The 25,959-nt window shown below is 63.7% G+C and carries 24 protein-coding genes; 4 read left to right on the forward strand and 20 right to left on the reverse strand.

What is annotated here, in order from left to right; genetic code table 11:
* Nucleotide 1: 1 nt before the first annotated feature.
* From ABIA30_RS25460 to ABIA30_RS25495, 8 genes are read right to left on the reverse strand one after another with little or no spacing between them, the layout of a single operon-like run.
* Nucleotides 2-946, reverse strand: a complete 945-nt coding sequence (locus ABIA30_RS25460; RefSeq protein ID WP_370070628.1) for an MlaD family protein — start codon at nucleotides 944-946, stop codon at nucleotides 2-4.
* Nucleotides 943-1,944: an MlaD family protein gene (locus tag ABIA30_RS25465; protein ID WP_370070630.1), complete on the reverse strand. Its 1,002-nt coding sequence runs from the start codon at nucleotides 1,942-1,944 to the stop codon at nucleotides 943-945. Before ABIA30_RS25465 ends, ABIA30_RS25460 begins: the two co-directional genes overlap by 4 nt.
* Nucleotides 1,941-3,050, reverse strand: a complete 1,110-nt coding sequence (locus ABIA30_RS25470; protein ID WP_370070632.1) for an MlaD family protein — start codon at nucleotides 3,048-3,050, stop codon at nucleotides 1,941-1,943. The genes ABIA30_RS25465 and ABIA30_RS25470 overlap by 4 nt, the downstream gene beginning before the upstream one ends.
* Entirely contained in the window at nucleotides 3,050-4,012 is a 963-nt protein-coding gene (locus ABIA30_RS25475) for an MlaD family protein (RefSeq protein ID WP_370070754.1), read from the reverse strand. The genes ABIA30_RS25470 and ABIA30_RS25475 overlap by 1 nt, the downstream gene beginning before the upstream one ends.
* Before the next feature lie 5 nt (nucleotides 4,013-4,017).
* Nucleotides 4,018-5,019 (reverse strand): MlaD family protein, encoded by a 1,002-nt coding sequence (locus tag ABIA30_RS25480; protein ID WP_370070634.1) that lies wholly within the window; start codon nucleotides 5,017-5,019, stop codon nucleotides 4,018-4,020.
* Nucleotides 5,016-6,089, reverse strand: coding sequence for an MlaD family protein (locus ABIA30_RS25485; protein WP_370070636.1), 1,074 nt, complete (start codon nucleotides 6,087-6,089; stop codon nucleotides 5,016-5,018). The genes ABIA30_RS25480 and ABIA30_RS25485 overlap by 4 nt, the downstream gene beginning before the upstream one ends.
* 50 nt (nucleotides 6,090-6,139) lie before the next feature.
* Nucleotides 6,140-6,997, reverse strand: a complete 858-nt coding sequence (locus ABIA30_RS25490; RefSeq protein ID WP_370070638.1) for an ABC transporter permease — start codon at nucleotides 6,995-6,997, stop codon at nucleotides 6,140-6,142.
* Entirely contained in the window at nucleotides 6,997-7,887 is an 891-nt protein-coding gene (locus ABIA30_RS25495) for an MlaE family ABC transporter permease (protein ID WP_370070640.1), read from the reverse strand. The genes ABIA30_RS25490 and ABIA30_RS25495 overlap by 1 nt, the downstream gene beginning before the upstream one ends.
* A gap of 649 nt (nucleotides 7,888-8,536) precedes the next feature.
* Here ABIA30_RS25495 and ABIA30_RS25500 point away from each other — a divergent pair.
* Together ABIA30_RS25500 and ABIA30_RS25505 are read left to right on the forward strand one after the other, a co-directional pair.
* Nucleotides 8,537-9,325 (forward strand): hypothetical protein, encoded by a 789-nt coding sequence (locus ABIA30_RS25500; RefSeq protein WP_370070642.1) that lies wholly within the window; start codon nucleotides 8,537-8,539, stop codon nucleotides 9,323-9,325.
* Between the two features lie 212 nt (nucleotides 9,326-9,537).
* Nucleotides 9,538-10,998, forward strand: coding sequence for an aldehyde dehydrogenase family protein (locus ABIA30_RS25505; RefSeq protein ID WP_370070644.1), 1,461 nt, complete (start codon nucleotides 9,538-9,540; stop codon nucleotides 10,996-10,998).
* Between the two features lie 72 nt (nucleotides 10,999-11,070).
* On the opposite strand, the gene ABIA30_RS25510 is transcribed toward ABIA30_RS25505, so the two are convergent.
* Together ABIA30_RS25510 and ABIA30_RS25515 are read right to left on the reverse strand one after the other, a co-directional pair.
* The gene (locus ABIA30_RS25510) at nucleotides 11,071-11,301 is read right to left on the reverse strand and encodes a hypothetical protein (protein WP_370070646.1); all 231 of its coding nucleotides are present in this window, start codon (nucleotides 11,299-11,301) and stop codon (nucleotides 11,071-11,073) included.
* 25 nt (nucleotides 11,302-11,326) lie between these two features.
* Nucleotides 11,327-12,637, reverse strand: a complete 1,311-nt coding sequence (locus ABIA30_RS25515) for an amidohydrolase family protein (RefSeq protein ID WP_370070648.1) — start codon at nucleotides 12,635-12,637, stop codon at nucleotides 11,327-11,329.
* Nucleotides 12,638-12,897: 260 nt separating this feature from the next.
* Between ABIA30_RS25515 and ABIA30_RS25520 the strand changes: the two genes are divergently transcribed.
* Nucleotides 12,898-14,385, forward strand: coding sequence for an aldehyde dehydrogenase family protein (locus ABIA30_RS25520; RefSeq protein WP_370070650.1), 1,488 nt, complete (start codon nucleotides 12,898-12,900; stop codon nucleotides 14,383-14,385).
* A gap of 54 nt (nucleotides 14,386-14,439) precedes the next feature.
* On the opposite strand, the gene ABIA30_RS25525 is transcribed toward ABIA30_RS25520, so the two are convergent.
* The 5 genes from ABIA30_RS25525 to ABIA30_RS25545 all read right to left on the reverse strand — a co-directional run bounded on the left by ABIA30_RS25525 (nucleotide 14,440) and on the right by ABIA30_RS25545 (nucleotide 20,333).
* Nucleotides 14,440-15,294, reverse strand: coding sequence for an LLM class F420-dependent oxidoreductase (locus ABIA30_RS25525; protein WP_370070652.1), 855 nt, complete (start codon nucleotides 15,292-15,294; stop codon nucleotides 14,440-14,442).
* 9 nt (nucleotides 15,295-15,303) lie between these two features.
* Nucleotides 15,304-16,659, reverse strand: a complete 1,356-nt coding sequence (locus tag ABIA30_RS25530; protein ID WP_370070654.1) for a CapA family protein — start codon at nucleotides 16,657-16,659, stop codon at nucleotides 15,304-15,306.
* A gap of 11 nt (nucleotides 16,660-16,670) precedes the next feature.
* Nucleotides 16,671-17,486, reverse strand: coding sequence for an SDR family NAD(P)-dependent oxidoreductase (locus ABIA30_RS25535; protein ID WP_370070656.1), 816 nt, complete (start codon nucleotides 17,484-17,486; stop codon nucleotides 16,671-16,673).
* A gap of 11 nt (nucleotides 17,487-17,497) precedes the next feature.
* A complete protein-coding gene (locus tag ABIA30_RS25540) occupies nucleotides 17,498-18,874 on the reverse strand; it encodes an MmgE/PrpD family protein (protein WP_370070658.1) in 1,377 nt (458 codons plus the stop codon).
* 94 nt (nucleotides 18,875-18,968) lie between these two features.
* The gene (locus tag ABIA30_RS25545; RefSeq protein ID WP_370070660.1) at nucleotides 18,969-20,333 is read right to left on the reverse strand and encodes a cytochrome P450; all 1,365 of its coding nucleotides are present in this window, start codon (nucleotides 20,331-20,333) and stop codon (nucleotides 18,969-18,971) included.
* A gap of 71 nt (nucleotides 20,334-20,404) precedes the next feature.
* On the opposite strand from ABIA30_RS25545, the gene ABIA30_RS25550 reads away from it, so the two are divergent.
* Nucleotides 20,405-21,550 (forward strand): NAD(P)/FAD-dependent oxidoreductase, encoded by a 1,146-nt coding sequence (locus ABIA30_RS25550; RefSeq protein WP_370070662.1) that lies wholly within the window; start codon nucleotides 20,405-20,407, stop codon nucleotides 21,548-21,550.
* 22 nt (nucleotides 21,551-21,572) lie between these two features.
* Here the strand turns inward: ABIA30_RS25550 and ABIA30_RS25555 are convergent, their stop codons facing one another.
* The 5 genes from ABIA30_RS25555 to ABIA30_RS25575 all read right to left on the reverse strand — a co-directional run bounded on the left by ABIA30_RS25555 (nucleotide 21,573) and on the right by ABIA30_RS25575 (nucleotide 25,957).
* A complete protein-coding gene (locus ABIA30_RS25555) occupies nucleotides 21,573-21,899 on the reverse strand; it encodes a non-heme iron oxygenase ferredoxin subunit (protein WP_370070664.1) in 327 nt (108 codons plus the stop codon).
* A gap of 32 nt (nucleotides 21,900-21,931) precedes the next feature.
* Nucleotides 21,932-23,389 carry an aldehyde dehydrogenase family protein gene (locus ABIA30_RS25560; RefSeq protein WP_370070666.1) on the reverse strand — a complete coding sequence of 486 codons (1,458 nt, stop codon included), beginning with the start codon at nucleotides 23,387-23,389 and terminating at the stop codon, nucleotides 21,932-21,934.
* Between the two features lie 129 nt (nucleotides 23,390-23,518).
* Complete coding sequence (locus tag ABIA30_RS25565; protein WP_370070668.1) at nucleotides 23,519-24,358, reverse strand: mycofactocin-coupled SDR family oxidoreductase; 840 nt, start codon at nucleotides 24,356-24,358, stop codon at nucleotides 23,519-23,521.
* A 55-nt stretch (nucleotides 24,359-24,413) separates the two neighbouring features.
* A complete protein-coding gene (locus ABIA30_RS25570) occupies nucleotides 24,414-24,806 on the reverse strand; it encodes a Zn-ribbon domain-containing OB-fold protein (protein ID WP_370070670.1) in 393 nt (130 codons plus the stop codon).
* Entirely contained in the window at nucleotides 24,803-25,957 is a 1,155-nt protein-coding gene (locus ABIA30_RS25575) for a hypothetical protein (protein ID WP_370070672.1), read from the reverse strand. Before ABIA30_RS25575 ends, ABIA30_RS25570 begins: the two co-directional genes overlap by 4 nt.
* Nucleotides 25,958-25,959: the final 2 nt, after the last annotated feature.

A 25,959-nucleotide genomic window follows, 5' to 3' on the forward strand; every position in this document is an offset into this window, starting at 1 on the left:
ATCATGGCGTGACACGTAGCGTGATGGTTCCGTCAGCGGGCACTTGGTTGAGGAAGTTGTCCAGGATCTGACCGCTGTCGAAATTCATCAGGGTTGCGGCAATCGCATTGAGCTTCGGTTGAAATGCCTCACCGAGCACCTTGAGGTCGCCGCCACGGTCGTCCAGCAGGCCCTGAATCCGCGCGACCAGATTGTTCAGATTGTTGATGGCATTGGGATTGTCGTGTTGATAGAAGGCCGAGAAGAGCTTGAAGAGGTCCTGCAAACCCACGCCCAGGGCCTGAATCTGGGGAGCCATACTCGTCAAGGCTGGGCTGACCCATTCGGCGTTGCGCAGCAGCGTCTGAAAATTGATCAGAAGCTGGCGACCCTGACCGTTCATGCCGTTGACCATGTTGTTCAGCTGGGTGCTCGCGTGTGCCAAGTTGGGCAGCACTGCGTTGGGGTCTGGCAGTGCGGCATCAGCCTCGCCGATGATGCGCTTGACCGCGTCGGGGTCGAGTTGGTCGAGTACCCGTACCACGCTCGTCGTCAACTCGGAGACCGACGGTTGCAGTGTCACCGACTTGGTGGCGATGCGCTGGCCATCCCGCAACGCTTGTCCACCATCGGTTTTCGGCACGAACTCGACGAAGGACTCGCCCAGTGCAGAGAGATTCTCGAGCCGCACGTCGGTGTCTTCGGGAATCCGGTACTGGCCTTCGACGTAGAAGTCGATGGTCGACGTGCTGAGGGAGGTTCGCATACTGCTCACCTTCCCGACCGGCGCACCACGTAGCAGCACGTTCGAGCCAACGACGAGACCGTTGACATCGGGGACGTCCATGGACAGGTTGGTGCGGTGGGAAGGCGGGCTGACGCGAAGTCCGAGAGATCCGAAATACCCCAGGACGAACACCATGATGGCGCCAAATGCCAGAAAGGAAACGAAGTCACGCAATCTCATGGCATTGCCCCCAGAATTCGTAGCACGTCCTGCACATTGCCCGACAGCTCCCGCCCGTCAGGCCCGACGATCGAGGTGATGTTGATCGCCGGATATTTGTCCACCGGCAGGAAGTAATCGGTGAATAGATGCCGGTACTTCGGTATTTCCGCTTCGGTGGCCACCTTCGACTGCTGAAGCGCGCCAACGGAATCCGCCAGCGAATTCAGGAAGGGGACCAACCAGTAGCCACCGCCGGTGATGGTTCCGACGCCAATGAGGCCCTGACCGGTGAACGTCGCAATGTCCGTGGTGCGCTCGAACCCGAGTTGCCCCTTGGGCGAGAACCAGTACTGCGCTTCCGGAATGTGGCGATTCACGGCCTCCGCGGTTCCTGCCAATCCGGTGAGCAGTTGATCGACTTGGTCCATGTTCGCCGACAGTGCCGATAGATCGGTGTCGACCCGGGTCGTCAGCCGTCGTACCTCGTCACTGGAGGGCACCACGCGATTGAGGCGAATGATGGTGTTCTGCGCCCGTTGGATGGATCCGCTCGAAACGAAGTTCGCGAGGCTGGCGATGGTGTCTTCCAGCTGTGGTGGCGACGTCGTCTGGTTGATCGGGATCACCGCGCCCGCAGCCAATGGGTGTGCCGGGACAGCGCCGGCCGGGGGACGCTCCAGTGCCACGTAGATGTCGCCCAGCACGGTCGCTTGCTGTAGAACGGCGTGAATGTCCGACGGGATGACGACGCCGGGAGCGATGCGCGCGGTCACGTCGACGTCGTGGCCCGCCAGTGTCACCTTCGACACGACGCCGACGGTCACACCGTCCAGCACCACTTTCGCGCGCTCGGGCAGATTCAAGACGCTCTCGAATTGCATGACGATGTCGTGTCCGCCGTCATAGGACGGGCCCGGCTGGGGCAGCTGGCTGACGTTGAGCGAGGCACAGCCCGAGGCCGTGAACACGCTGGCCGCCAGCGCGGCGACCGCGAGGGTCCGCAATCGAGGTGTCATTTGCTCGCCGCCTGCGCCAGAACGTACTGAAGCAGCGCCACGTCGACGGCGTACGGCGTTCCCTTGACGTTCGCGCAGCTACCGGGCATGGCGGCGTTCATGATGTTGCACTGCGCGACCCCCTCCGGCGCCCGCAGACGGTACGTCGGCGGACGATAATGCAGCGTGAACTGGTGGTTGTTGGCGACGTTGATGAATCCGTTGAGCAAGCGAGGGGCCACGTTCAGCAGGCTCGCGTAGTAGGGGGCGCGCGGAGTGGCCTTACGAACGGCGACCGATACCGCGTCGAGCAATTGCTGAATCTGCGGACCGAGCTCTTTCTCTAGACCTGAGGCCATGTCGGTGACGGGAATGACGCCGTCGAAGGTGTTTGCCGCACCCACCGTTGTCTTGATCGCCTCCTGCAACACAGAATTCGACGCGTCGACGAACACTTCCTTCAACGTCGGGTTGAGGTCGGCCAGTGTGGTCGTCACCTGGGCGAGGTTGGTGGTGATGGAGTCGAGATCACCAAGGGTTTGCTCGGGTGAGTCGACGACCGCCGACGTCGTGGTCAGTAGATTGTTGGCACCGGCGCCCTGACCGTGCAGCGCCCGGTCGACGCCGCCCACCACGGCACCGACGTTGTCCGAACCCGCGGGGTTGATCGAGTTGATGAACGTGGTCGACGCCCCGACCACCTCGGACAAACTCTTCGGCGTCAAAGACCGGCTCAAGGGAATGCATCCCCCCGCGGACAGCCGGGGACCTGCCTCGTAGTTGCCGACGAGTTCTAGCGACCGGTCGGCCAAGATGGAAGCCGACCTGGTGACTGCTTTGACGTTTTCGGGCAGCACCCGGCCATCGTCGACTGTGAAGTCCACCCGCACGGACATCGCCTCGGGCGTGATGGCAGCAATCTTGCCGATCGGATAGCCCATCTGGGTGACCGGGTTGTCGACGTATAGCCCGACACTGTCGGGCATGATCGCGCAATATCGACCGGCCTCTGATCGAACGGCCTCTGCCATGCTGGTCGGCGAACACGATCCGCAGGACAGCGTCGTGGCCGTCGCCGCGACTGCGACGCCAATTCGGCGGAACCGGAATGGTAGTGACCCGGCCATCAGCAGGCGCTCCCGGGTAGCGGCATGCAAAGGTCGGTGGCCAATAGTCCAGGTGGCGCATTCTGCGCATCGAGTACTCGGTCCATCAAGTTCTGCACCCGCTGCAGGGCGCGAATGGTGACACCATTGCGCGTCACGAAATCCTGACCTTTGGACAGGTAATTCCGTACCTTCTCGACGAATGCAACACGATGGTTTTCGTAGAAATCGGCAATAGGTATCAGATCGAGAAGGACTTCACCCAGTCCCTGAAGCGTACCGGCCAATCCATTGTTGTAGATCACCAGTGTCTGGATCACAATCGACACCTTCCGAAGCAGATCCGCGAATTTATCGCGATAATTCGCCAGCGTCTTGATGTATTCGCTGGAGATATCGAGGATCTTCGTCACCTCGCCGCGCTGCCTTTCTACTGCCGACATCAAGCCATTGCCCGCATTGATCACGTTCGAGACGACTTCGACATTCGTACCCGTGAGACCCTGCGCGATTTGGTTGAGCGATTCGTTCACCGGCGTCGGATTGACGTTTTCGGTGATCTTGGTGGTATCGGTGAGTGCCCGCACCAGGTTGTAGGGCATCGTCACGTGTGAAAGCGGAATGGTGCGCGAGCCCAGCGGGGTGGCACCGATCGACGCGACATTGACGTAGTAGCCGCCAACCACGGTGAGCATCCGCACGTCTACTTGCGACTGGTCGCCGACGAATGCATCGTCATTGACCCGGGCCTTCACCAGAACCTGGTTCGGTTGCAGCGACAGTTCCGTCACCTTGCCCACCGAGATCCCCGCCATCCGCACCTCATCTCCGACGCGGACCGATGCCGCATCGTCGGTGTAGAAGGAGATGATCTTGTCCCGGCCTGGCGGGCTGAAATAGATGTGAGCCAACACCAGCGCTACGACGGTGGCGAACACCAGCGCCCCGGCACCCCACATGATCGGGTTGCGCAAGAACTTCATCGATCTCAGCGATTGCATAGCACGACCCGTCGACCGTTCAGCAGCACGTCCATCGTCTCCGGCAGTTGAAAGTTGCCGCGCGAGCACGGCTGTACGGGGGTTCCATCCTCACCCGGCGGTGGAATGTTCCCGTCCATCACCGGCACCAATTTGAATGCGTCGAAGAAGCGGTCGAGGTTGCTGAACGCACGGTCCAACGCTTCGTCGACATTCGTGCCCGGCTTGAAGCCGGCACTGTGCAGCAACCGGATGACCGGATCGAAGAAATCCTTGTACAGAAGGTCCTTGCGGAACTCGTCCAAGATCGAGAGTGCCTTGTCCACTGGTGTATTCACCAAGTCGATGACGTGGATGAACTTCGCGGACGTGCCCTGCAGAGCGGTGCCGGCTTGCGACAAGTTGTGTATCAACGTCGAAACAACCTGTTGGCGGTCCGAGACGAACGCGGTCAGTCTGTTCACACTCGCCAGAAGTGGGGCCAAACCACTGCCGTCGCCGGTCAGGAAAGACGCCGCGTTCGCGGTGAAGGTGTTGATCTCCGCCGGGCTCAACGTGGCGAGCACGGGTTGGAGTCCGTTGAACAGCGCTGTCACGTCGAAGGAGGGTTGAGTCATGGTGGTGGGCACGTGCGTCACCAGATCCGAATCCCGGTATCCCTCAGCGGCGTTGGTGACATCCACGTAGCGCACACCGGTCAAGGCCTGGAACTTGATGGCAAGCCGAGTGATGGCCACGACACCGTATTTCCGGTTCAGGGTGAGCTTGACCTGCGCAACGTTTTGTTCATTGCGGCGGACGAGGTCGACGGATTCGATCTTTCCCACCCGGACGCCACGCACACGCACGTCGCCGTCGGGATGAAGCCCCGACGCATCGGTGAACTCGGCGGTGTAGGTGCGCGTGTCGACCGCCACGGGATTGGTCAGGGTGTTCGACAGCAGGATGACCAGCGCGACCGTAAAGGCGACGCTCAGACCGAGACGCCACAGCGAGGAGATGATCTTCATCGCGCAGCCTCCGCCGAGATACCCAGAGGTGCCGCCACACCGGGAAGGCTGTCCAGCAGGATTCGCACCGAAACCGCGTGCTGCTGGCCGTCTCCGGCATAGAGCGTCTCGAACCGAGACCGCAATTCCGCAAGCTTTTCCGCGACGTCAGCCGGCCGCAACAAGACAGGCCCCGTGTCCGTGATCGACTTGAGCCCAGCGATCAGGGGGAACAAGTCGTCCACATGGCTGCTGACGAGCTTGCCCACGGAGGCAAACAGACCGTTCGCCAGGAGGTCTGTGGTGTGGTAGGCCACATTCCGGAAGAAAGGTTCGGTTTCGTCGGAGAGATTCTCCACCTCGGTCGCTTGCAGGAAGGGAAATTTCGTCGCCGGACCGCTGGACGTCGCCGATTGCAGGTTTTGCCCCGGGTAGTAGCTGAAATCGATGATTCGTCTTCCCGTCACCAACGACGCGTCGGTGAATGCCGGAAATGCCGCGATCGCCGGTGCCAGGTTGGCCAGCAGCTGTTGGGTTGGGACCGTCTGAGCCGAGTCGACCGTCCTGATCGCGGTCACAGCTGTTTCGAACATCGGGTTGAGTCCGTCTGTGTAGCGGGTCACCCGGTCGATGACGGTGACGAGCTGCGGCGTCAGGCTGGCCGCGGAAACGTCTCCCAGTTGGGACAGCAATTGGGAAAGCGTGAAGTTTCCCTTCGGCGCCACACTGATCTGGCTCCCGTCGCGCAGTTCCTGACCGCCCGGATTCGGCAGCAAGTTGATTCCTGGGACACCGAAGTAGTTGATGGGCCGGAAATCGATGTCCACCTTGTCGGTTATGCCCTGCACCGGTTTCTTCTGCAGGTCGGTGTCGAGCCGTACACCACCGCTCGTCGTATTGGTGACGTTGGTGACCTGTCCGACTTTGATGCCGTGCAGCACGACTGCGGTTCCCGCCTCGATGCCCTGCCCGACGTAGGGCGTGGTGATCGCAATGGAGAATTCGTCCTTGGGCCGGCCGCCGAATGGATTCGCCACGATGAGGAATACCCCCACCGCAATACACAGCAGCCCGACGACGCCTATCGTCATCAACACTCGTTCCTGGTACTTCGCTGATCCTCTCAGCATGAATTCAGCGCCTATCCTTTGAAAATAAATTCGGGTTTGAGGCCCCACAACAACACGGTCGTCGTGAAATCCAAGACCATGATCGTGACCAGGCTCGTACGCACCGCGCGACCGGACGCTTGGCCCACACCGACCGGACCGCCGGAGGCAAAGTATCCGTAATAACAATGAATCAATGTCGCCGCGATGCAGTAAATCGTCGCCTTGATCAACGAATAAAAGAGGTCGATGGGCGTCAGGAACTGGATGAAGTAGTGGTCATAGGTTCCCCCGTGCTCCCCGCTGAATACGACCACCACCAGCTGCAGCACGTAGAAGGTGGCCACCAGGGTGAGCAGGAAACCCGGTATCACGCACATCAGCCCGCCGACCAGGCGAGTACCCACCACGAACGGGATGGGTCGCAAGCCCATGGTCTCCAGGGCGTCGATCTCCTCGGCGATGCGCATGGCCCCGATCTCGGCGGTCATGCGTGTACCCGCCTGTGCGGTGAACGCGATTCCAGCGATCAGCGGCCCGATCACGCGCACGGCGCCCACACCACCGATGAGGCCCGACAGCGCGCCGAAGCCCAGGGTGTTCAGCGTCGCGAGCGCCTCGATGCCCAACGAGGCACCGACAGCCATACCAAGGATGAGCAACACGCTGATCGTGCCGCCGTCGACGATGAGCGCCCCTCTACCCCAAGACATCTCGATCATCGTCGCCAATGTCTGGCGGGTATACCGGCGGACTGTCAGTGGCAGATACCAAAACGTCTGCCCAATGAACAACATCCACTGACCGAATCCGAGTACCGGCTTCTGGACCGCATCGACGCCGGCCGTGCGGGCGCGCCACAAAACAGAAGGAACCGAAGGCGCCGACATCACGCCACCACCGCTGGGAAGAACATCGCCTGGATCTGGGTGATCAACAGATTCGTCAGCACGATGAGCACAACATTGATCACGACCGCCGCATTGACGGCATCGGCGACACCGCGTGGACCGCCCTTGGCCTCCATACCCCGCATCGCGGAGATGATCGCCACGATCGCGCCGAACACGAGGCTCTTCGCGATCGCGAACCATACGTCGGTCATATTCGCGAACGTCCCGAACGAACTCCAGAAGCTCCCCGTGGCCACGCCGCTGACCGCAACCGACAGCAGGAACGCGGCGCCGGTGCCCGACACGATGATGACCACGCACAGGATGGGGGCTACGAGCAGCAGTGCCAAGAAGCGCGGCACCACCAGGCGCCGGACCGGGTCGACGCCGAGCACCCGCATGGCGTCGAGTTCCTCACGCATGGCACGCGCACCGAAGTCCGATGCGATGGCCGAGGCCGCGGCGCCGCCCATCAACAATCCGGCGGTGATGGGTGCGCCCTGGCGCAGGACACCTACGCCACTGGCCGCGCCGAGCAGGGCGGTCGCCCCCACTTGGGCAACCAATCCCGAGGTCACCACCGTGATCATCGCGCCGAACGGTATCGCCATCAGGACCGCCGGCGTCGCGGTCACCTTAAGCAATACCCAAGCCTGCCAAAGGAACTCCTGAACCGGCAACCGCAAGGTGACGGTGTCCTGGACTGCGTAGCGGAACACCGAGACCGCCAAGTGCACAGCACGGCCGGTCGTACCCGCTGCGCGCACCGGAACGGCACCGAACGAGGACACCTTGCGGCCGGCCATGCCCAACGCGGTAGTCGTCCGTGATGGCTCAACATGGCGGCCCTGAGAGTTCACGGTGGGTCGTTCTCTGGTTACTACCATCCGGCGACCGCCAGCTCGACTCGGGACAGGAGCAGAAGCCGATGGAGTACGGCATCGGCGCAGCTCCTGCGGGCCTCGGCCCGAGTGCCGGACGACGGTAACGCCATGGAAGTCCCTCCTAAAGGTCAAGCGGCTGTGAGCACCACCTCTTGAGCGGTGGATCTGTGAGCACCACCACACAGCACACGGTCGGGGGTGCGACAGAGTAGTGGCTACTCTGCGGGCGCGCATTTCAAGACTCTCGCCCGACTTTTCTGGCCGGCATCGGCATGGGTTTCCCGCTAAGCATCGTCCGACGCCTCGTCCTGCGCTCGTCGTCCGCCGGGTGCGACCGGCTACGCGTCGCACGGACCGAAAATCCCTGGTGCTCTTTGCGACTCATCGTTGCACCGTCGTCAATGTCGATGTTGATCAGATCGAGCGGTTGCATTGACGGGCTAACGAGACCGGGCGCTCACCGAAGACGCTCACGCTCGTGGCCGGACGAGATTCCGGATCGCCGGCTCTACGGTGACGCCGCAGATGACCTGGCCTTTGGACTTCCGTCGACACACCGGAAAGAGGAAGTAGTGACTACTCCTGCGCTGCCGTGCGACGGCGAGTCGAATCGGCTCTGACAGGTCGACGCTGACATCAAGAGGAGCCGAGAATGCCAGTTCCGCCGTACGACGTACCGGTGAACCACACCGGACAGCTCATCATGACGATTCTCGTGGTCATCGCGCTGCTGGTGGCTGCGGTCTCGGCGGTGCGAATGGGCAGAAGGCTGTCCAGCTGGGGCCCCGTGGCCACCCTCGTGGGCAGCCTCATCGCCGGCTTCATCGAACCGATGTACTGCGTCACGATGCACTTGTGGTACTACACCCCCGGCCAATGGAACATGTACTCGGCGTTCGGCCAGAGCCAGCCCATATGGTCGTGGCTTTCCTACGGTGCCTTCTACGGCGGCTTGACCCTCCTGGTCTGGTGGAGAGTCGAACAGGGCGCTACCGCGTCATCGGTATGGCGACTGGCCGGTGTGCTGGTGGCGATCGGCATCGCGACCGAAATCGTGTGCATTCGGCTGGGTACCTACGAGTACTACGGCGCACATCCGTTCCGCGTCGCCTCGTTCCCCCTGTGGATCTCAGTGGCCAACTCCGCGATCGGCATCGTGGGTGGCATCATCGCCGCCCGTCTGCGCCGAGCGCTCACCGGGCATCAGGCCTGGGCCATGGTCGTCCTGGTGCCCGCCGTCATGCCGGCGATCCAAATCGGCACCAATTTCCTTGCGTTGGATGTCATCAGCAACGCGAATCCGTCGACGGTGCTGATGTACGCCGCTGCCATCGTGTCGATGGCAGCGAGCGTCACGACGGTCTACCTCGCGATCAAGATGCTTCCGGCGCGTCCCACACGTACGGCTGACGGTCCATCCCAGCGGGTCACCGCGGCCTGATCCACAGACCGCTGACGACAGGGATGTCACAAAGAAAGTAGCGACTACTCTGCCGCGGCGGACGTTCTCGGGCTGTGCTGTACCGGATGGCGTACATCCCTGTCACCTCCCGCCCAGCACGCGCTGCGGTCAGGTCCGATGCTCACCGTGCCGACGGACACGGTCGGCCGCAGACGTAGACAGGTCGCGCCCGCGAAAGGGGTTTGACGCCGGTGTTGATCACAGAGGAACTGTTCGTCGGTGGCGAGTGGCTGATCGGATCCAGCCGCAAGTGGCTGGACGTCGTGTCGCCCTGCACCGAAAAACCCATGGGGCGCATCGTCATTCCGACGTTCCGCGAGCTGGACCGAGCAGTACAGGCCGCTCGGACGGCTTTCGACGACGGTCCATGGCCCCGACTTCCGCTCGAAGAGCGCGCGGCCTATCTGCAAGCGGCCCTGACGATCTTCGAGAACAAGTACCAACAGACTGCCATCGCGATGCAGGTCGACGAGACCGGTGCTCCCATTTCGTTCAGCAGGGCGACCACCACGGCGCTGTCCACGCTGCTGGATCGTCTGACCCAAGATGCCGCGGAGGTGGTGTCCAGTGAGACCCGGCAGGGCATCACCGGCAAGGTGCGGGTCCTGCGAGAGCCGTTAGGGGTGGTGGCGGCGATCGTGCCCTGGAATGCCCCCGTCCTGGCGGCGGCGGCGAAGCTGTTTCCGGCGCTGTTGATGGGGTGCCCCACTGTTCTGAAGACGTCTCCGCAGACTCCCTTTTCGGCATATCTGCTGGCGCAGTCCCTCGGTGACGCCGGGATCCCACCGGGAGTGGTGTCGATCCTGCCCGGCGGACAGGATGTCGGTTCGTATCTGATCTCCCACCCGCAGGTCGACGCCGTCACCTTCATCGGCAGCACCGAGACCGGGCGCAAGATCGCTGCGGTGTGCGGGCAGCAATTGAAGTCCCTCACTTGCGAACTGGGCGGTAAGTCCGCCGCGATCCTCACCGAAGGCGCGGACATTGCGCGGCATCTGCCCGCGGTCCTCGCACACTCCCTGACCCACAACGGCCAACTCCACATCGCCACTTCCCGGTTACTGGTACACACCAGCCAGGTCAACGAGTTCGGCGACGCGTTGATCGACGCGGTGGCGGCGATGCAGATCGGTGATCCCCACGATGCGGCCACGGCGATCGGCCCACTGGTCAGTGAGCGGCACCGAAACAGAATCGAGGGCTACATCGCCTCGGGACAGGCACAAGGCGCCAAATTGCTTTACGGCGGTACACGTCCCGAGCACCTACCGGTCGGCTACTACCTGCGGCCGGCCATCTTCGGCGACGTGAACAACGACATGGTCATCGCACGCGACGAGATCTTCGGCCCGGTGCTGTCCATCATCGGCTATCGCGACGAGGCCGAGGCTGTTCGGCTGGCCAACGATTCCACCTACGGGTTGGGCGGAAGCGTCTACTCCGACGACCCCGAGCACGCCGTTGACCTGGCCGGCAAGCTGCAGACCGGCACCTGCGCAGTCAACAATGCGCTGTTCGCCGGCGGAGGCGGCCCCTACGGGGGCGCAAAGGCCAGCGGCCTGGGCCGCGACGGCGGGCCGGACGGGCTGCACCGCTACCTTCGGGTCAAGTCGATCGCATTGCCCGCCAGCTGGCCGAGCAGACTGGGCTGACGTGGTGGACCGCAGCGACACGACCGGGTCATCGCGGCCAAAAGGTCGGTGCGCGTGCGCTTTAACGGGACATCAGGACAGCATCCAAAGAACTCGGAAGATGTCATCGGGGTGCGCACAGCAGCCGCTGAGCAGCTGGATCACCAAGGCACCGAATCGTTGCACGAAGGTCCGCCGGGTCACGGTGAACCACCGGCCACACCGGGTGCACGCTGCCGCACTGACGACCCGCGACAGGCGGTCGAGCAGCACCGGCTGGCCGCAGACACATCGTGTCGCGGCCAGCTGGCCAGCTAGCGGCATCAGGCAAGAATGCCGTCGGCCCGCATCAGAATGCGGTCGCCAAAGGCTTGTGGACGTCCCCGCGCGGAAACCACTCCTTCGTGGGCGGCTTCAGCAGGTCCCGCATCGGCCTGCCGATCTCGTCGGCGACCTTGCGCAGCGCGGCACCGTTCAAATGGAAAGTGTCAACGGCGTTGGCCCCCAACATCAGACGAGCATCGGCGGGCGGCACACCGGCCGCACCCAACGTCGCCTGCATGTACTCCGTGGTGCCGGGGCCGGCGCCCCAGGTGCCTTCGTGGTGCGGGTAGTCGGCGCCGATCATTATCTTCGTGATGCCGATCTCCTCACGAGCGGCCGCCTCCGCGCGCGACAGCAGCGACGAGCCCATATGCACCTGCCGATCGAAATAGAACGAAGGCTTGTTCTTCACCACCTCGCGCACATCGCGACGCAAATAGCTGTTCTCCCACGAGTAGTCCATGCCACGCAGGGCGCTGACCACCCAACCGGAACCGAGCTCGGTCAGCGCGACGTGCAGGTTCGGGTGGCGCTCGAGAACGCCGCCCCAGATCAAGTGGTTGAGGATCTGCTGGCAGTTGAAGAACGCCTGGGCGGTCATGATGGGGGCCGCGCAGGCCGGGTGCGGAACAGACTGCAGGGTCGCGGCCGAGATGCGGTTGGTGATGGACGAGATCGCAGTGTGCGAGGTGACGACCATCTCGAGCTCGGCCAGGGTGGCCCAGATCGGATCGAACTGAGCGCTGAACAGCGGTCGACTCTCATCGAACGCCGGAAGGACGATGCCGACCAGACCGGCGTCCTTGGCCCAGCGGATCTCGGCCACCGTCGCCTCGACATCGTCAAAGGTGGTCACCGCCAACCCGAAAAGACGTTCTGGGGACGTGTTACAGAAGTCGACCAGCCAGCGGTTGTAGGCGCGATTGGCGGCCTCGACCTGCTCGGGCGTGCGGCTGTAGCCGAGGATGGCGGCCACCAATGGCGGATGCAGTTCGAACGGCAGACCGAAGTCCGGAAAGATAACTTCCCCCGAAATTCCCTCGTGGTCGAGCTCTTTCAAGCGCCGTGCCGGATCCCACTGGCCGTCGACACGCCCCTCGTCCAGCACCGTCTCGACCCACAGCTTGACCAGGTCGGGATCGATACGGTTCGCCAGGCTCTTCGGGTTGGCCGTCGTCATACCCTCCTCGTCGAATCGATCGCAGAATGCGTCGAATTCTTCACGGATGTCCGAGTCCAGGTAGGGCCGGTACGCGCGCATCTGCGCCGTTGCGTGCCCATCCGAGGACACGATCAATGCCCGCTCCGTCAATGAAAGGTCGTCAACCGTGGTCATTACCTAGCTCCCGTCGATACCCAGAGTGCGTGACGCCCAAGTTAATCCGCACGAACGCGATAGTCAACACCCGAGTTGACTCTATTGAATACTGCCCGGATCCGCCGGGAGTCGATCTCAACATCGCTGTTGACTACCCGACAAAGGGGTGGTTATCGTTCTCGCGTACAGGCCTCGGCAACCCGATGTCCTTGCCACCGGCGTCCGAAGCATGTTGAAGCGATATCGCAGTGGCCCAACATATTTGAAGGATCTTCCCGATGACAGTTTCGTTCCCGAGTCTCGACCTCGCCGTACCCCATCCCGACGAACATTTCATCGGCGGCAGCTGGCAGCCGGCCACGACCGACGCCCGCGTCACCGTGATCAATCCGAGTGACGAAACGGTGATCACCGAGCTGCCCGACGTCACGCCCGCCGATATCGACAAAGCCGTCGCCGTCGCCCGCCGGGCATTCGACGAAGGACCATGGCCACGCCTGCCCATTGTCGAACGCATTGTGGCACTGCGGCGATTCACCGATGCGCTGCTGAGCAAGAAGGATCAGATCGGCCTGGCCTGGGGTGCCGAGTGCGGCCCGACCGCCGCCTTCCGGGACGCCATCAATGGCATCGTGGCCCCGACGGTCTACGAGAACATGTACGACATGGCCCAGACGGTGCCGATGAGCGAGGAGCGCACCGGCTTCGCCGGACCGGTCACCGTAACCCGCGAACCCTACGGCGTCGCAGTCGCGGTGCTGACGTACAACGGGCCACTCGCCTACATCGGCATGAAGGCCCTCCCCGCGTTGTTGACGGGCAACGTCGTCATCGTCAAACTGCCGATCGAGACCCGGCTGGTCGCGCAGTACATTGCCGATGCGGCTGCCGAAGCCGACCTGCCGCCCGGTGTATTGACCGTCGTGGCGGCGGGCACCGAGGCCAGCAGATACCTCGTCGAGCACGCCGGCGTCAACACCGTGAGCTTCACCGGCGGCACCACCGTCGGCTCGCAGATCCTGCACAGCACGGCCGACCGGCTCGTCAAGACCACTCTGGAACTCGGTGGCAAGTCTGCCGGCATCGTCGCCGACGACATGGACATCGCCGAATTGCTGCCACTGCTGCTGCCCGGCCTCATCCCGTTCCAGGGCCAAGTCTGTGTGGCGCTCACCCGTCTCCTGGTCCCCAAGCGTCGGCACGACGAGATCGTCGCCGCCATCAGTGCCGTGTTCAACAGCCTGCGGATCGGCAGCGCGCTGGACCCCGCCACCGACTTCGGTCCGGTAGCGGTCAGCCGGACGCGCGACCGGTGCGAGCGATTCGTCGAGGGCGCCGTGCAGGAAGGCGCCACCATCGCGGCCGGCGGTAAGCGCCCAGCCGGACTGGACCGCGGCTGGTACTTCGAGCCGACGCTGATCACCGACGTGCACAACTCGATGGAGGTCGCACAGGAGGAGGTGTTCGGTCCGGTGTTCACCGTCATCACCTATGAGGATGTCGACGATGCCGTGCGGATCGCCAACGATTCCAAATATGGACTCACCGCGGCGATGTTCACCCACGACACCACACTGGCGCGCAGTGTCGGTGAGCGACTCAATGTCGGCAGCTTCACGGTGAACTCCACCGGCGGCGTCCTCGGCCAACCGTTCGGCGGCTTCAAGCTGTCGGGCATCGGCAGGGAGATGGGGCTGGAGGGCCTGCTCGAATGGACCCAGACCAAGGTCCTCAAGATCAACAACGAAGGCAGCTACCTGGCCTGACCTACCGCACCGAGCCGGTCCGGCGCCCGTGGTCCCCTGCCACGGGCGCCGGATCTATCTGCTGCCGTGCCGACGCTCGGTCACGAATGCGGCAACGCAATCGAGTGCCCGCTGACTGACGGCCGCATCCTCGGCGCTGATATCGAACACGATCTCGGTGACTCCGGCACGCTCGAATGTATCGACCTTGCCGTGCTCCGGAGTACCCGCGACGAACGGAACCACCTCCAGCAGACCCGGATCACGTCCTGCCGCGGCCACTCGATCACGCAGCCGTGGTATTGCGGCCGAGAGCCCGCGACCGCCGAGAGGTATCCAGCCCGATCCGTACTCGGCGATGTGGTCGAAGACCGTCGGCGTGCCTGCCCCGCCTACCAAGACCGGCAACGGATCTTGCACCGGCTTGGGCCAGGACCACGTGGGCGCCATGGCAACGAATCTTCCTTCGTACGAGGCGGTCTCGCGCTCCCAGAGTTGACGCATGGTCAACACATGTTCGCGGGTGCGGGCACGTCGAGTAGCCGGGTCGACGCCGTGATCACGCATCTCTTCGAGGTTCCAGCCGTAGCCCACTCCAACCGCCACGCGGCCACCGGACTGTTGGTCGATGGTGGCCAGTGCCTTCGCGGTCACGATGGGGTCCCGCTGAGCGGCCAGCAGCACGCCGCTGCCGACCCGAATCCGCGTCGTCACACTCGCTGCCATCGCCATCGCGGTCAGCGTTTCCAGGTTGCGCCGGTAGCGGTCCGGCAGTTCGCCGCCCAGCGGATACGCCGTCTCGCGCGACGTCGGAATGTGCGTATGGTCGGGTATCCACAGCCCGTCGAGGCCGCGAGTCTCGACGTCACGAGCGATGTCGGCAACGTGCGCACCGCGATCGGTGACCACCATCGAGACGCTAAATCGCACGGATACCCCTCATACGACGATGCCGCCGCGCTCGTGATCCGCATCCACCGACACCACCGTGCCATAGGGCTCGCTGAGTACGCCGAGTCGCGACAGAATCGCTTGTGCGCGTGCACCTGTGGCACGCACCGGAAAGCCCGTGGTGGCCCGGCGAACCGTGCTCCAGGCCATCGGATGCAACTCGATCCGGATCACCCGGTGGGTGACGGCGTCCACGATGCACACCGGAACCACAAAACCGGGTTCGTGGTCGTTCCCTTCCCGTGGGCTGTGCACGGTCTTGCCACTGCCGGCGCCGCCGAGGGCATGGTCACGCTCACCGAACGCGTCGAGCTGCCCCGCATCGAATGAGCGCACCGACCCGTCGTTGCCCCAGCGCAAATAGAAGTCATGGGGCTGCGCCTCTCGGCGCCCCAACCTGAAGAGTGGTCCGGGGTCATGGAAAATAGGTACGCCACAACGTATTTCGATCCCCCGCATCGGAGCGTGCGAACCCTGCACCAGCACAATGCGGGCTCCAGCTTGTATTGCCGCGCCGGCGAATTCATGGACGAACGCGGGACTGGACGACATCCGTCCGTCAGCACCATCCCAAGCCTGTACGTGCAGATGCGCGACCACGAGGTCCGCGGTGACCGAAGCCAGCCGAATCGACTCCATGGTCCCGGCCAGATCGTCGGTGTCGCACGCGGTGGTCGACGCTGAGATTTCTGGCGCGACACGGAATCTGGTGATCGAGTTGTGCAATCCGGGCGGGTGGACGACGAACTCGTCGCCGTCACTGACCACCCACAAACCCAGGCCACCGGCGATTGTGCGGATCTGTTCGGCCACAGCGGGAGCGACCACGTGCAGATGGCGGAGCGGGTTCACCCCCGGACGCCCCGGTGCGTCCGGGCGGGTTGCACCTGCCCGCGCGAACGCCGGAAACGCCGAAGTCGCTGACACCAGGGCGATGCGTCCCACCGCAGTGTCAGCGAAAGCGGGCGCTCGGGCCGCACCGAGATCGGCGCCGATACCGGCGTGCGGTAGCCCGACAGCGTCGAGGGACTCGATCGTGCGGTGCAGTCCACCGTAGGAGTAGTCCAACGAATGATTGGATGCCGCTGAAACCACATCGACACCGAGCCATCGCAATTCGGACGCCACCCGACTCGGCCCGCGCATCCAACTGAGTGCGCCCTCGGCCGCACCGAAGATGTCGGCGCGATCGAAATCGTGAAGCGGAATCTCCAAGTGCGCGTGCGTGACGTCAGCATCGCGGAGCACATCGACCGCCGCCAGCACGTCGGCGTCTCGACAAACCGAGACCGGCGTGTTCATGATCACGTCGCCGGTGAGAGCGAAACTGTATGTGCCCGACACCGGAGCCGCACTCAGCCGGCGGCGTTGGGCGGGATATCGGGCAGCGGCAGTGGGAACCGGCTGGTGAGCGCCCCGTCCACGACGAGGTTCTGCCCACACACATACGATGCCGCGGGCGATACCAGAAAGGTTACGGCCGCTGCGATCTCGTCCGGACGGCCGACCCGGCCGACCGGCACACGCTGCGGGATACCACCCTCGTTCGGGAAATTCGCGCGCTGCGCCTCGGTGGCGATGACACCGCACGACACCACGTTCATCCTGATACCGCGGGCACCACATTCGACGGACACCGACTTGGCCAGGCTCGCGAGTCCTGCCTTGGCTGCACCATATGCCGGGGCGTACGGACTGCCGACACTGCCGGAGATCGACCCGACGCTGACGATGGACCCACCGGTGCCCTGCTGATCGAAAACTTTCACCGCTGCCCGGACGAAACGGAATACGTAGGTGAGATTGAGGTCCATGATCCGCTGCCACTGCTCGTCAGAGACCTCCCCCACCGGCGTCCACGGGGCGAACAAGGAGTAACCGCCCACGATGGTCACCACCGCATCGAGGCCGCCCAACGCACTCACCGCACCGGCAGTGGCAGATTCGATATCGTTCGCCGACAACACATCACAGCGCAAAGCGTGCGCCTCGCCGCCCTGCGCGGTGATCGCCTCCGCAACGCCGGCGGCACGGTCCAGATCTATATCGGCCACCACCACCCGAGCACCGGCCGAAGCCAGGCCCAGTGAAATGCCTCGTCCGTTGCCCACGCCGCCGCCACCGACAACCATGACCCGGATGCCCGACAGATCACCGACAGACCGCGTCATCCCCGGCCCGCTCACCGGGCCAGTTCGGCGATATCGGAGACAGCGTGATTCTCCAGGTCCATCACCACGTCGACCAGGCGGTCTGCCTTGTCCCCCAGCCGTTTCGCGGTGTTCTTGAACATCGCGATGCGTTCGTCGACGGTATGCCCCTGTGCCTCCAGGCTGGGCACCACCTTGGTGATGACCCGGCCATCGTTCAGCGTCGCGATCACTGTCTGATCGGCGAAGCCGCGTACGCTCTCGCCTTCGAGCACGACCACATCGACACGCTCGCGTGCTTGCACGTATCGCGGATCCCGAGCCGCTGCGTCATCAAAGGCATGGGTGTAGGGCAGCTCCGGAACGCCCCCGACCAGCAGCCCCGCCACGCCTTGGCGAATGCTGAACTTGGCCTGTTCGCCACTGACCGGGTCACGGTAGGGAGCGATGCGGTCCGCCCATGGTGGCACCCGCAGCTCGATCGAGGCGATATCGTCTGGGCCAACACCGTTTTCCCGCATGATGTCGATGGTCCCGTGAATCGTCTGATGCGTCAGTCCACAAGACCCGTACTGCTTGGGTGCCACACCGGCCAATTCCAGGAACAAGCGCTCACCCAGACCGTCGGTGAGTTTGGCCGCGTCATACGGCCGGGAGCCGGTCTCACCCGCGAACTGCACGCCCCAGGAATAGTTTCCGTCCAGATAGTCGGTACACGCGGTGAAGCCCGATGCGGCAACCTGCGCGGCGAACACGCCGGTGCGGGCCGGCACGCCCGCCTCGTGTACGTGGGACATCGCACCGCAGCCGCGGGTACTTCCGTTGCCGAGCGGCAAGGCGGTCCCCATCGCGTGCATCAGCTGGTTCACATCGAGGTCGAAGAGCTTGCCTGCGGCCACGACGGCGCCGCCGGGACCGACCAGGGAGATCCCCATGAAGCCGCGGTCGCAGGCACCGATGCCCGCCATGCCGAGTCGCCCCTGCATCTCGATGCCGGCGATGACGGCGGTGACGAAGTCGCGACCCGAGCTGTTTCTGAATTCTCCCGTGGCGAGACCGGCGACGATCGGCGGGATCAAGCCGGTACCCGGAATCGTGCCGTACGACTCCAATTCATCTGCGTGCGCAAGGGATCCGTTTATGTACGCCGCCTCGGCCACCGATGTCCGCAGACCACCGCCGATGATGCTCGCTTGCTCTGCGGCGCCGAGTTGGCGCGCGTAGTCGACCAACAGCCGGCTGACCGGTTGGGCGTGAGCGAGCACCATGTGGCCGACACACTCCAGGGTGAATATCTTGAGTAGGTCGACTGCCTCACCGGGCAGATCGTCGTATTGGAGATCGACGAGATATTCGGCCAGCGTGCGGGTGTTACCGACCTCGTCGACGTCCAAAACCGTTGTAGCCATGGGTGTTCCTGTCCTCTTGCACATTCATCCGGTCACCGAAGCCGACGCTAATCTCCGCTTGCTGTGCCGGTCAACGTTCTGCTTGACCAAGCCGTCAGTGAACGGCGGCGGCCACCGATCGGGCACCGGACGCCGCGGACGCCCAGTCGTCGAGGACGACCTGGTACTCGGTGTAACGCGGGATGTCCTCTACCTCGAACTTGCTCATGTCCTTCTCAAGGCCCACCGGCGGGTTGTCCGGGTCGGGCCGCACACCCACGGCCATCAATTTGCGCAACAATTCGAGGTGAGCGCCACCGTTGCCGTCGTTGCCGACCACCACACGCAATCCGTAACACTGGTGCGTGCCCATGCCGAAGCCCAGCCCATAGCGCGGCATCCCGTTGGTCGGGTCGGCCCGGTTCGGGTTGAAGCCTGCAGCATCTTCACCGAACACTTCGGTGTCGCGGTTGGCCTTGACGTATTCCATGTGCAGTTCCTGGCCGGGCACAATCTTGGTGCCGTCGGACAGTTCGCCCTCCTCCAGCACCAGTCGCGTGGTGTACGGCGAGAACGGGGCGCGCATGCGGATCACCTCCTGCAGGCTGTTCAGCAGGAACTTCGACTCCGTCTTCCGTTCGAGGTCCTCGGGGTGCTCGACGAACCAGGTCTGCAGCAGATCGATCGTGTGGATGATCGACTGCGTGCTGGTCCCGACCGACGCGGCGAACAGCAGCGTCGACTCGACGACGGCGTTGTCTTCGTCGGCCCATTCTGGTGCCAGCTGTGCGGCCACCATCTTCAGGAGGCTGCCCGGGACATCGTCCTCGGCGATCTCGCCGGCTTCGATTCGTGCCCGTTGTTCCCGGTGCCACTGCAGTGACGGGTTGAAGAACTGCTCGACATACTCCGCTTTGGCCCGCAACGCCTCGGCGTTGACGGCAGTGCGATCGCTCAGATAGGCGGAACTGGTGCCGGCCGCAATCGGCCCGGCGAAGGAACGCAGCAACGCCAGCCGCTCCTCGGAGGCGATGTCGACCAGACCGATCAGCCGAGCGGTGAAGTGAATGAACACCAGCTCCAGGAACTCCACCAAGTCCAACCGGTACATGCCGTCGGCATCCGGCGTGGCCAGCCTGGTCTGCATCAGCTTGTCCGCTTCGGGCAACACGATGTCCTCACGGATACCCTGCAACGCATCGGCGCGCACCAGCGGATTGAGCAGCTTGCGGCGCCGGCGGTGTGAGTCGCCTTCGACGAACATCATCGATGCCGCCAGGAACTCCCGGACATTGATCTCACCGTTGACCTCGTCGGCTTTGCGGCCCGCGAAGAGGTCGGGGCTGTGCGCGACAGCAGTCTTGGAACGCAACAACTTCGACGCGTCGGCAATCTGATTGACCCGAGCGAAGGGGCATTTCGAACCTTCCACCGTTTCCTCCGGCGCAGGCGCCTCATCGCGTCCAGCGGGCTCAGTCATCGGACATACCTCCTTTACATTCTGAACAATGGCACTCGTCGGCAACGCTGTCAACTGCTATGTTGACTGGCGTGATTCAGGACAACACCGCACCCGTCGTCATCATCGGTGGCGGCCTGGCCGGAAGTCGAACATGCACGGAATTGCGCCAACTCGGCTTCAGTGGGCCGATCGTGCTGGTGTGCGACGAACCCGGCCTGCCGTATGACCGTCCACCGCTGTCCAAGAACGTGATTCGCGGCAAGAGGGAATCCAAGCCACTGAAGGTGCGCTACGAGGAGTTGTCGATCGACGTGCGCCTTGGCGTTACCGCCAAGGCGCTCGACTTGGACTCCCGTCAGGTCCAAACATCGGACGGTCCAATCGAATTCGGACATCTGGTGATCGCCACCGGCGCCACTCCGGTGCGTCTGCCGGGTAGCGGCGAGCAGCTGACGCTGCGCACCGATACCGAGGCTGCCGCGCTCCGGGACCGTCTGACAGAGGGCGCACGCGTCGTGGTCATCGGCGCGAGCTGGATCGGGGCCGAGGTCGCCCACGTGGCCGTGGAGCGCGGCTGCCGAGTCACCGGCCTCGAATACCACCGCGCACCGTTGGCGCAAGCGCTGGGCACCGAAATCGGCAGCCGGTTCGCATCCTGGTGGAGCGGGGCCGAATTACGAACCGGTGCAAGGGTTGTCGCGGTGGAGGATGAGGGCGTACAGCTCGCCGACGGCGAGGTGATCCCCGCGGACGTCGTGGTGACGGGCATCGGGGTGCGCGCCACCACCGATTGGCTCGCCGATTCCGGGCTGGAACTGCTGCCTGCCCTTGCGGTGGACGAGTACCTGCGCTGCACTGCCGCACGTGACGTCTACGCGGTTGGCGACGCCGCAGCCTGGTGGTCGCGGCGCTACGACCGCAGGCTCAACGTCCAGCATTGGGACGACGCGTACTGCGCCCCCGCGGTGGTGGCAGCGGGTATCTACCACGGCGCCGACAGCCAGCTGATCCACGATCCGGTGCCGTATTTCTGGAGCGACCAGTTCGGCCATCGCATCGAATACGTCGGCCATCACGATGGGTCCGACACAGTGACAATCGATGAAGATCACGAAAAGGGCTGGACGGCTCAGTGGTTTGACGGTTCCGGCCGGGTGACCGCCGCGTTGTCGGTCGATCAGTCCAAGTTCATCGCCGCCACCCGCACAGAACTGCTGGCGAGGTCCGGCGGCTGAGCCGCCGGACCTGTGCAGGAACCTAGGCCCCGGCTTCCCGCACTTCGACGAAGATCTGGCCGTCCTCGACAGTCACCGCGTAGGTCGCCACCGGCTCCTCGGCAGGCAGCCCGCTCACTTCACCGGTTCGGACGTTGAAACGTGAACCGTGCGCCGGGCATTCGACATCGTCGCCATCCAGATCACCATCGCTGAGTTCGATGTCCTCATGCGAGCACATGTCGTTGATCGCGAACACCTCGCCATTGGCGAGCCGGGCCAGGCAGATCGGCACGCCGTCGACGTCCACCCGCTTCAGCGGATTGTCGTCGTCGAGTTCGGCCAGTGCTGCGACGGCACATTTCGTCATGGGTATCTCCTCGTTGATGTAAATCCGGGTGATCAGTGCACGTTCGGCTGATAGCCGCCCGGCAACGTCACCGACTTGAGCTCCACGAAGCTCTCCAAGCCCTCGACGTCACGTTCGTAACCGAGCCCGGAATCCTTTCGCCCACCGAACGGAGCGCCACCACCCGAGGGCGGGCCGCCGTTGACCGAGCACGTACCCGTCACGATGCGAGACGCGATCTCGATCCCCGCCTCGGGATCCGGAGCGAACACCGCGCCGCCGAGTCCGAATCGACTGTCGTTGGCGATCGCAACCGCCTCGCCTTCCTCGGAATAGGTCATCACCGACAGCACCGGTCCGAAGATCTCCTCTTGGGCGATATCCATCTTGGGGTCGACATCGACGAAGACGGTCGGTTCGACATACCAACCGCGCGGCAACAACGCCGGCCGGCCACCACCCAACACCACGCGCGCGCCCTGGGCACTGCCGGATGCGATGTAGCGCTCCACCACCTGGCGTTGTCTTGCCGAAGCCACCGGCCCGAAATCGGTGTCCACGTCGTGTGGATTGCCGATCTTCATCTGCGAGATGTAATCGATGAGCTGCCCGACGACCTTGTCGCGGTCGTCTTCGTGCACGATCACCCGGTTGGTCGACACGCAGATCTGTCCGCTGTTGCGCAACGAGCCGCCCACCAGCGTCGGAAGATACGGCGTCATATCGACTCCGGGCAGGATCACCGCGGGCGACTTTCCTCCGAGTTCCAACGTGACGCGCCGGAGCCGCTCGGCGCACGCCACCGCAATCGCCCTGCCGCCGTTGACACTTCCGGTGAACGTGACATGGTCGACGCCTGGATGGGCCACCAGATGCGCACCCTCGGCGACACCGCCGTTCACAATGCTGACCACACCTTCGGGGATGCCCGCATCGAGCACGGCGGCGGCCACCAGATATGCGCTCAGCGGCGACTCGGGAGCCGGCTTGAGCACGATCGGGCAGCCCATCAACAGCGACGGGAACAGTTTGGACAGTGCCACCATGACCGGTGAGTTCCATGGAGTGACGGCGGCGGTGACGCCGATCGGCTCGCGCAGCACGAGCACCTTGCCAATGGTTCCGTCGCGCACCTCGCGCAGTTGCAGCTTCTCGGCGTCCTTGATCATCCGCTCCAGCGACGGCGCGATGGCGTCGAAGTTCTCCACGGCGAATCGGTAGGGAGCGCCCATCTCATCGATCTGCGCCCGCAGAACGTCCTCACGGCGTGCATCCAGCGCCGCGACGAACCGGCGCAGATATTCGGCTCGCTCGCTGATGCTGAGCTGGGGCCACGGTCCGCTCTCGAATGCCTCGCGGGCGCCAGTGACCGCGGTGTCGATCTCTTCCGGAAGTGCGACCGGCACGCGGCCGACCAGTTCCTCGGTCGAGGGCGAGATGACGTTGATGAAGTCCGCGCCCTTGGCCCTCACCCACTTACCGGCGATGAAGTGCTCGGCGTGTTCCAGCATGCGCAGCGCTCCCTGTCTAGGTCGGTAGCCAACCAACTGTGATTCTACATATGGTCAACACGCGTGTTGAAAGTCTATCGCAACGGGCCTCACGCGGGAACACCTCACCCCGCGCGAACCTGGCCGTACTCAGTAAATGCCGTGTGCCGAAGTGCCGAGGCCGATTTCGAGCACCTGCCCGGTCATCAGACCGCGGTCGGTCACCAGATACAGCATCGCGCGCGCAACATCCTCGGGCTGCAGGAAACGCACACCGTTCAAGCCGTAGTTGAGCGCTTCGAGACGGTTGCGGAAATCATCCTCGGTCGGATTGACCACGTCGGGCAAAAAGATGTCGTAGGTCGGCTGGTTGAAGAACAGATCCGTGTCCACCGCTCCGGGGGCAATGGCATTCACCGTGATCCCGTCGCCGGCCACCTCCAATGCCGTCGTCTTGACCAAACCGATGACCCCCCATTTGGCCGCGATGTAGTGGCCCAGGTTCGGAGCGGTGTTGCGGGCACCCATCGAGGTGGTCGCGACGATCCGGCCGTACTTCTGAGCGCGCATCTGCGGCAGGACAGCCCGCACGGCCTTGAAGATGCCTGTCAGGTTGGTCTCGACGATGGTGTTCCACAACTCGTCCGTCGTGTGTTCGACGGTGGAAAAGTCGACGATTCCATGGTTGGCGAGCAGGATGTCGATGCGTCCGAAATCGGCGATGGTCTGTGCGACCGCATTATTGACCTGTTCGGTGTCGCGGGCATCGACCTGAAGTCCGACAGCCCGGACCCCATACTCCTGCACCAGCTTGACCGTCTCGGCGAGTTGGTCCGGCGTGGCCAGCCGATACCGCAGTCCCGGCAGATCGGCGGCGATATCGCTGACCACAACATCGGCCCCCTCAGCCGCCAATGCCAGCGCGTGGGCACGGCCCTGCCCCCTGGCACCACCGGTGATGAACGCGACCCGACCGTCTAGTTGACCCATGACCAATTCCTCTGTGTCCCTGTTACATTCCGCCAGACGGAACGCGCCCATTCCACTACGAGATCCGCCATCGCACCGACGGCTCGCCGTCGATGTCACCGAATTCGGCCACCACCCGGTCACCCACCACCGGAGTCCGGGCCCCAGGCGTGAGGCGGCCGACCACATACGGCCCGTCGTCCAATTCGACCATCGCGACGGTGTACGGGATCTGCGAACGCAACTCCGGCTGGAATGCGCGGTGATAGACCACGAAGCTCCAGATCGTGCCGGACGGCGCCACCTCCACCCACGTCGTGTCGCGGCTGTGGCAGTCCGGGCAACCACTCAAGGGCGGCCAGCGCAGGTTCTTGCACGAATCGCAGCGTTGTACCACCAACCGGCCCTGCGCCGCGGCTTCGAAGAACGGCGCGGCAAGCGAATCACCCTGCGGAGTAAGGCCGCTCATCGCCCGACCTCCGAACTGACCGACAAGATCGACGCCGCAGCCTTCACGAAGCCATGACTCGAGCAGTACATGCTGATTTCAGGTGTCGAAAGTTGGCGCTCGCCAGCCTGCCCACGCAACTGCCGGACCGCTTCCACCACATGCATCCATCCCCAGGTGTAGCTCTCCGAGAGCTGCCCGCCGTGGGTGTTGAGCGGCAGATCGCCGCCAGGGACGGTATGTCCCTCAGCCAGGAACGGACCGCCTTCGCCGATACCGCAAAACCCGTAGTACTCCAGCATTTGCAGCGACCACAGCGCAGTCGGGTCCTGAATGTAGAGAGCATCGATATCCGACGGCCCGAGGCCGGTGCTGTCCCAGATCGCCTTGGCAGAGTCCTTCAGCCACGGGCGCATCAGGTTTTCCGGATTGTGTTCGCTACGCACACCGGCGAATTCGGACATACCCGAGATGTAGACCGGCGTGTTCGGCAGATCCCGCGCCCGCTCGGCGGTGGTGACCACCACCGCGACCCCGCCGTCAGAGATCATCGTCACATCCGAACGGCGCAGCGGCTCAACCATATACGGCTCCGCGAGGTAGTCGTCCATTGCGAGTGGCTTTCGGAAGATGGCGTTGGGGTTCATCTGTGCCCACAACCGCTGGCCTACCGCGAGCATCCCGAACTGCTCATCGGTGGTGCCGTACACGGCCTTGTGCCGTTGCAGCGCCAGACCGGCTCGGCCAGAGATGTGTACCAGGCCGGCCGCCGAGGCCATGTCTGCGCCGTACATCGGCTTACCGAAGTCGAACTTGCCACTTCGAGCGTTGGCCCCGTAGGTCAGCAGGATGGTGTCAGCCATCCCGCTGACCACGGCCATCACGGCCAAATGCAGCGAGAAGTTACACGTGCCGTAGTCCAGTGACTGCACGTACGGCAGGTTCAGTCCAAGCAGATTGCCGACCGCGACGTCATTGGCCTGTCCCTGAACAGATTTGCAGGAGATGAGCCCGTTCAGGTCGGCAGTCGTGAGCCCGGCGTCGGCGAGCGCCAACAGCGCCGCATCTACCGCGTTCTCCTCCGCCGACCGTCCGGGCAACTCACCCTGCACCGTGTGGCCGAGGCCGACAATGGCGACCTGACCGGCGATGGGGTTACGTTGAGTAGCCATGC

It is taken from the genome of Mycobacterium sp. MAA66, assembly GCF_041261665.1.
GTDB lineage: Bacteria > Actinomycetota > Actinomycetes > Mycobacteriales > Mycobacteriaceae > Mycobacterium.

Coding starts and splice junctions, on each gene's coding strand:
- ABIA30_RS25495 (WP_370070640.1), bottom strand. CDS start 7,887: ATGGTAGTAACCAGAGAACGACCCACCGTGAACTCTCAGGGCCGCCAT.
- ABIA30_RS25515 (WP_370070648.1), bottom strand. CDS start 12,637: ATGACCACGGTTGACGACCTTTCATTGACGGAGCGGGCATTGATCGTG.
- ABIA30_RS25575 (WP_370070672.1), bottom strand. CDS start 25,957: ATGGCTACTCAACGTAACCCCATCGCCGGTCAGGTCGCCATTGTCGGC.
- ABIA30_RS25555 (WP_370070664.1), bottom strand. CDS start 21,899: ATGACGAAATGTGCCGTCGCAGCACTGGCCGAACTCGACGACGACAAT.
- ABIA30_RS25545 (WP_370070660.1), bottom strand. CDS start 20,333: ATGACTGAGCCCGCTGGACGCGATGAGGCGCCTGCGCCGGAGGAAACG.
- ABIA30_RS25570 (WP_370070670.1), bottom strand. CDS start 24,806: ATGAGCGGCCTTACTCCGCAGGGTGATTCGCTTGCCGCGCCGTTCTTC.
- ABIA30_RS25470 (WP_370070632.1), bottom strand. CDS start 3,050: ATGGCCGGGTCACTACCATTCCGGTTCCGCCGAATTGGCGTCGCAGTC.
- ABIA30_RS25465 (WP_370070630.1), bottom strand. CDS start 1,944: ATGACACCTCGATTGCGGACCCTCGCGGTCGCCGCGCTGGCGGCCAGC.
- ABIA30_RS25475 (WP_370070754.1), bottom strand. CDS start 4,012: ATGAAGTTCTTGCGCAACCCGATCATGTGGGGTGCCGGGGCGCTGGTG.
- ABIA30_RS25460 (WP_370070628.1), bottom strand. CDS start 946: ATGAGATTGCGTGACTTCGTTTCCTTTCTGGCATTTGGCGCCATCATG.
- ABIA30_RS25560 (WP_370070666.1), bottom strand. CDS start 23,389: ATGCTGGAACACGCCGAGCACTTCATCGCCGGTAAGTGGGTGAGGGCC.
- ABIA30_RS25565 (WP_370070668.1), bottom strand. CDS start 24,358: ATGGGTCAACTAGACGGTCGGGTCGCGTTCATCACCGGTGGTGCCAGG.
- ABIA30_RS25540 (WP_370070658.1), bottom strand. CDS start 18,874: ATGGCTACAACGGTTTTGGACGTCGACGAGGTCGGTAACACCCGCACG.
- ABIA30_RS25510 (WP_370070646.1), bottom strand. CDS start 11,301: ATGCCGCTAGCTGGCCAGCTGGCCGCGACACGATGTGTCTGCGGCCAG.
- ABIA30_RS25535 (WP_370070656.1), bottom strand. CDS start 17,486: ATGACGCGGTCTGTCGGTGATCTGTCGGGCATCCGGGTCATGGTTGTC.
- ABIA30_RS25500 (WP_370070642.1), top strand. CDS start 8,537: ATGCCAGTTCCGCCGTACGACGTACCGGTGAACCACACCGGACAGCTC.
- ABIA30_RS25485 (WP_370070636.1), bottom strand. CDS start 6,089: ATGACGATAGGCGTCGTCGGGCTGCTGTGTATTGCGGTGGGGGTATTC.
- ABIA30_RS25490 (WP_370070638.1), bottom strand. CDS start 6,997: ATGTCGGCGCCTTCGGTTCCTTCTGTTTTGTGGCGCGCCCGCACGGCC.
- ABIA30_RS25480 (WP_370070634.1), bottom strand. CDS start 5,019: ATGAAGATCATCTCCTCGCTGTGGCGTCTCGGTCTGAGCGTCGCCTTT.
- ABIA30_RS25520 (WP_370070650.1), top strand. CDS start 12,898: ATGACAGTTTCGTTCCCGAGTCTCGACCTCGCCGTACCCCATCCCGAC.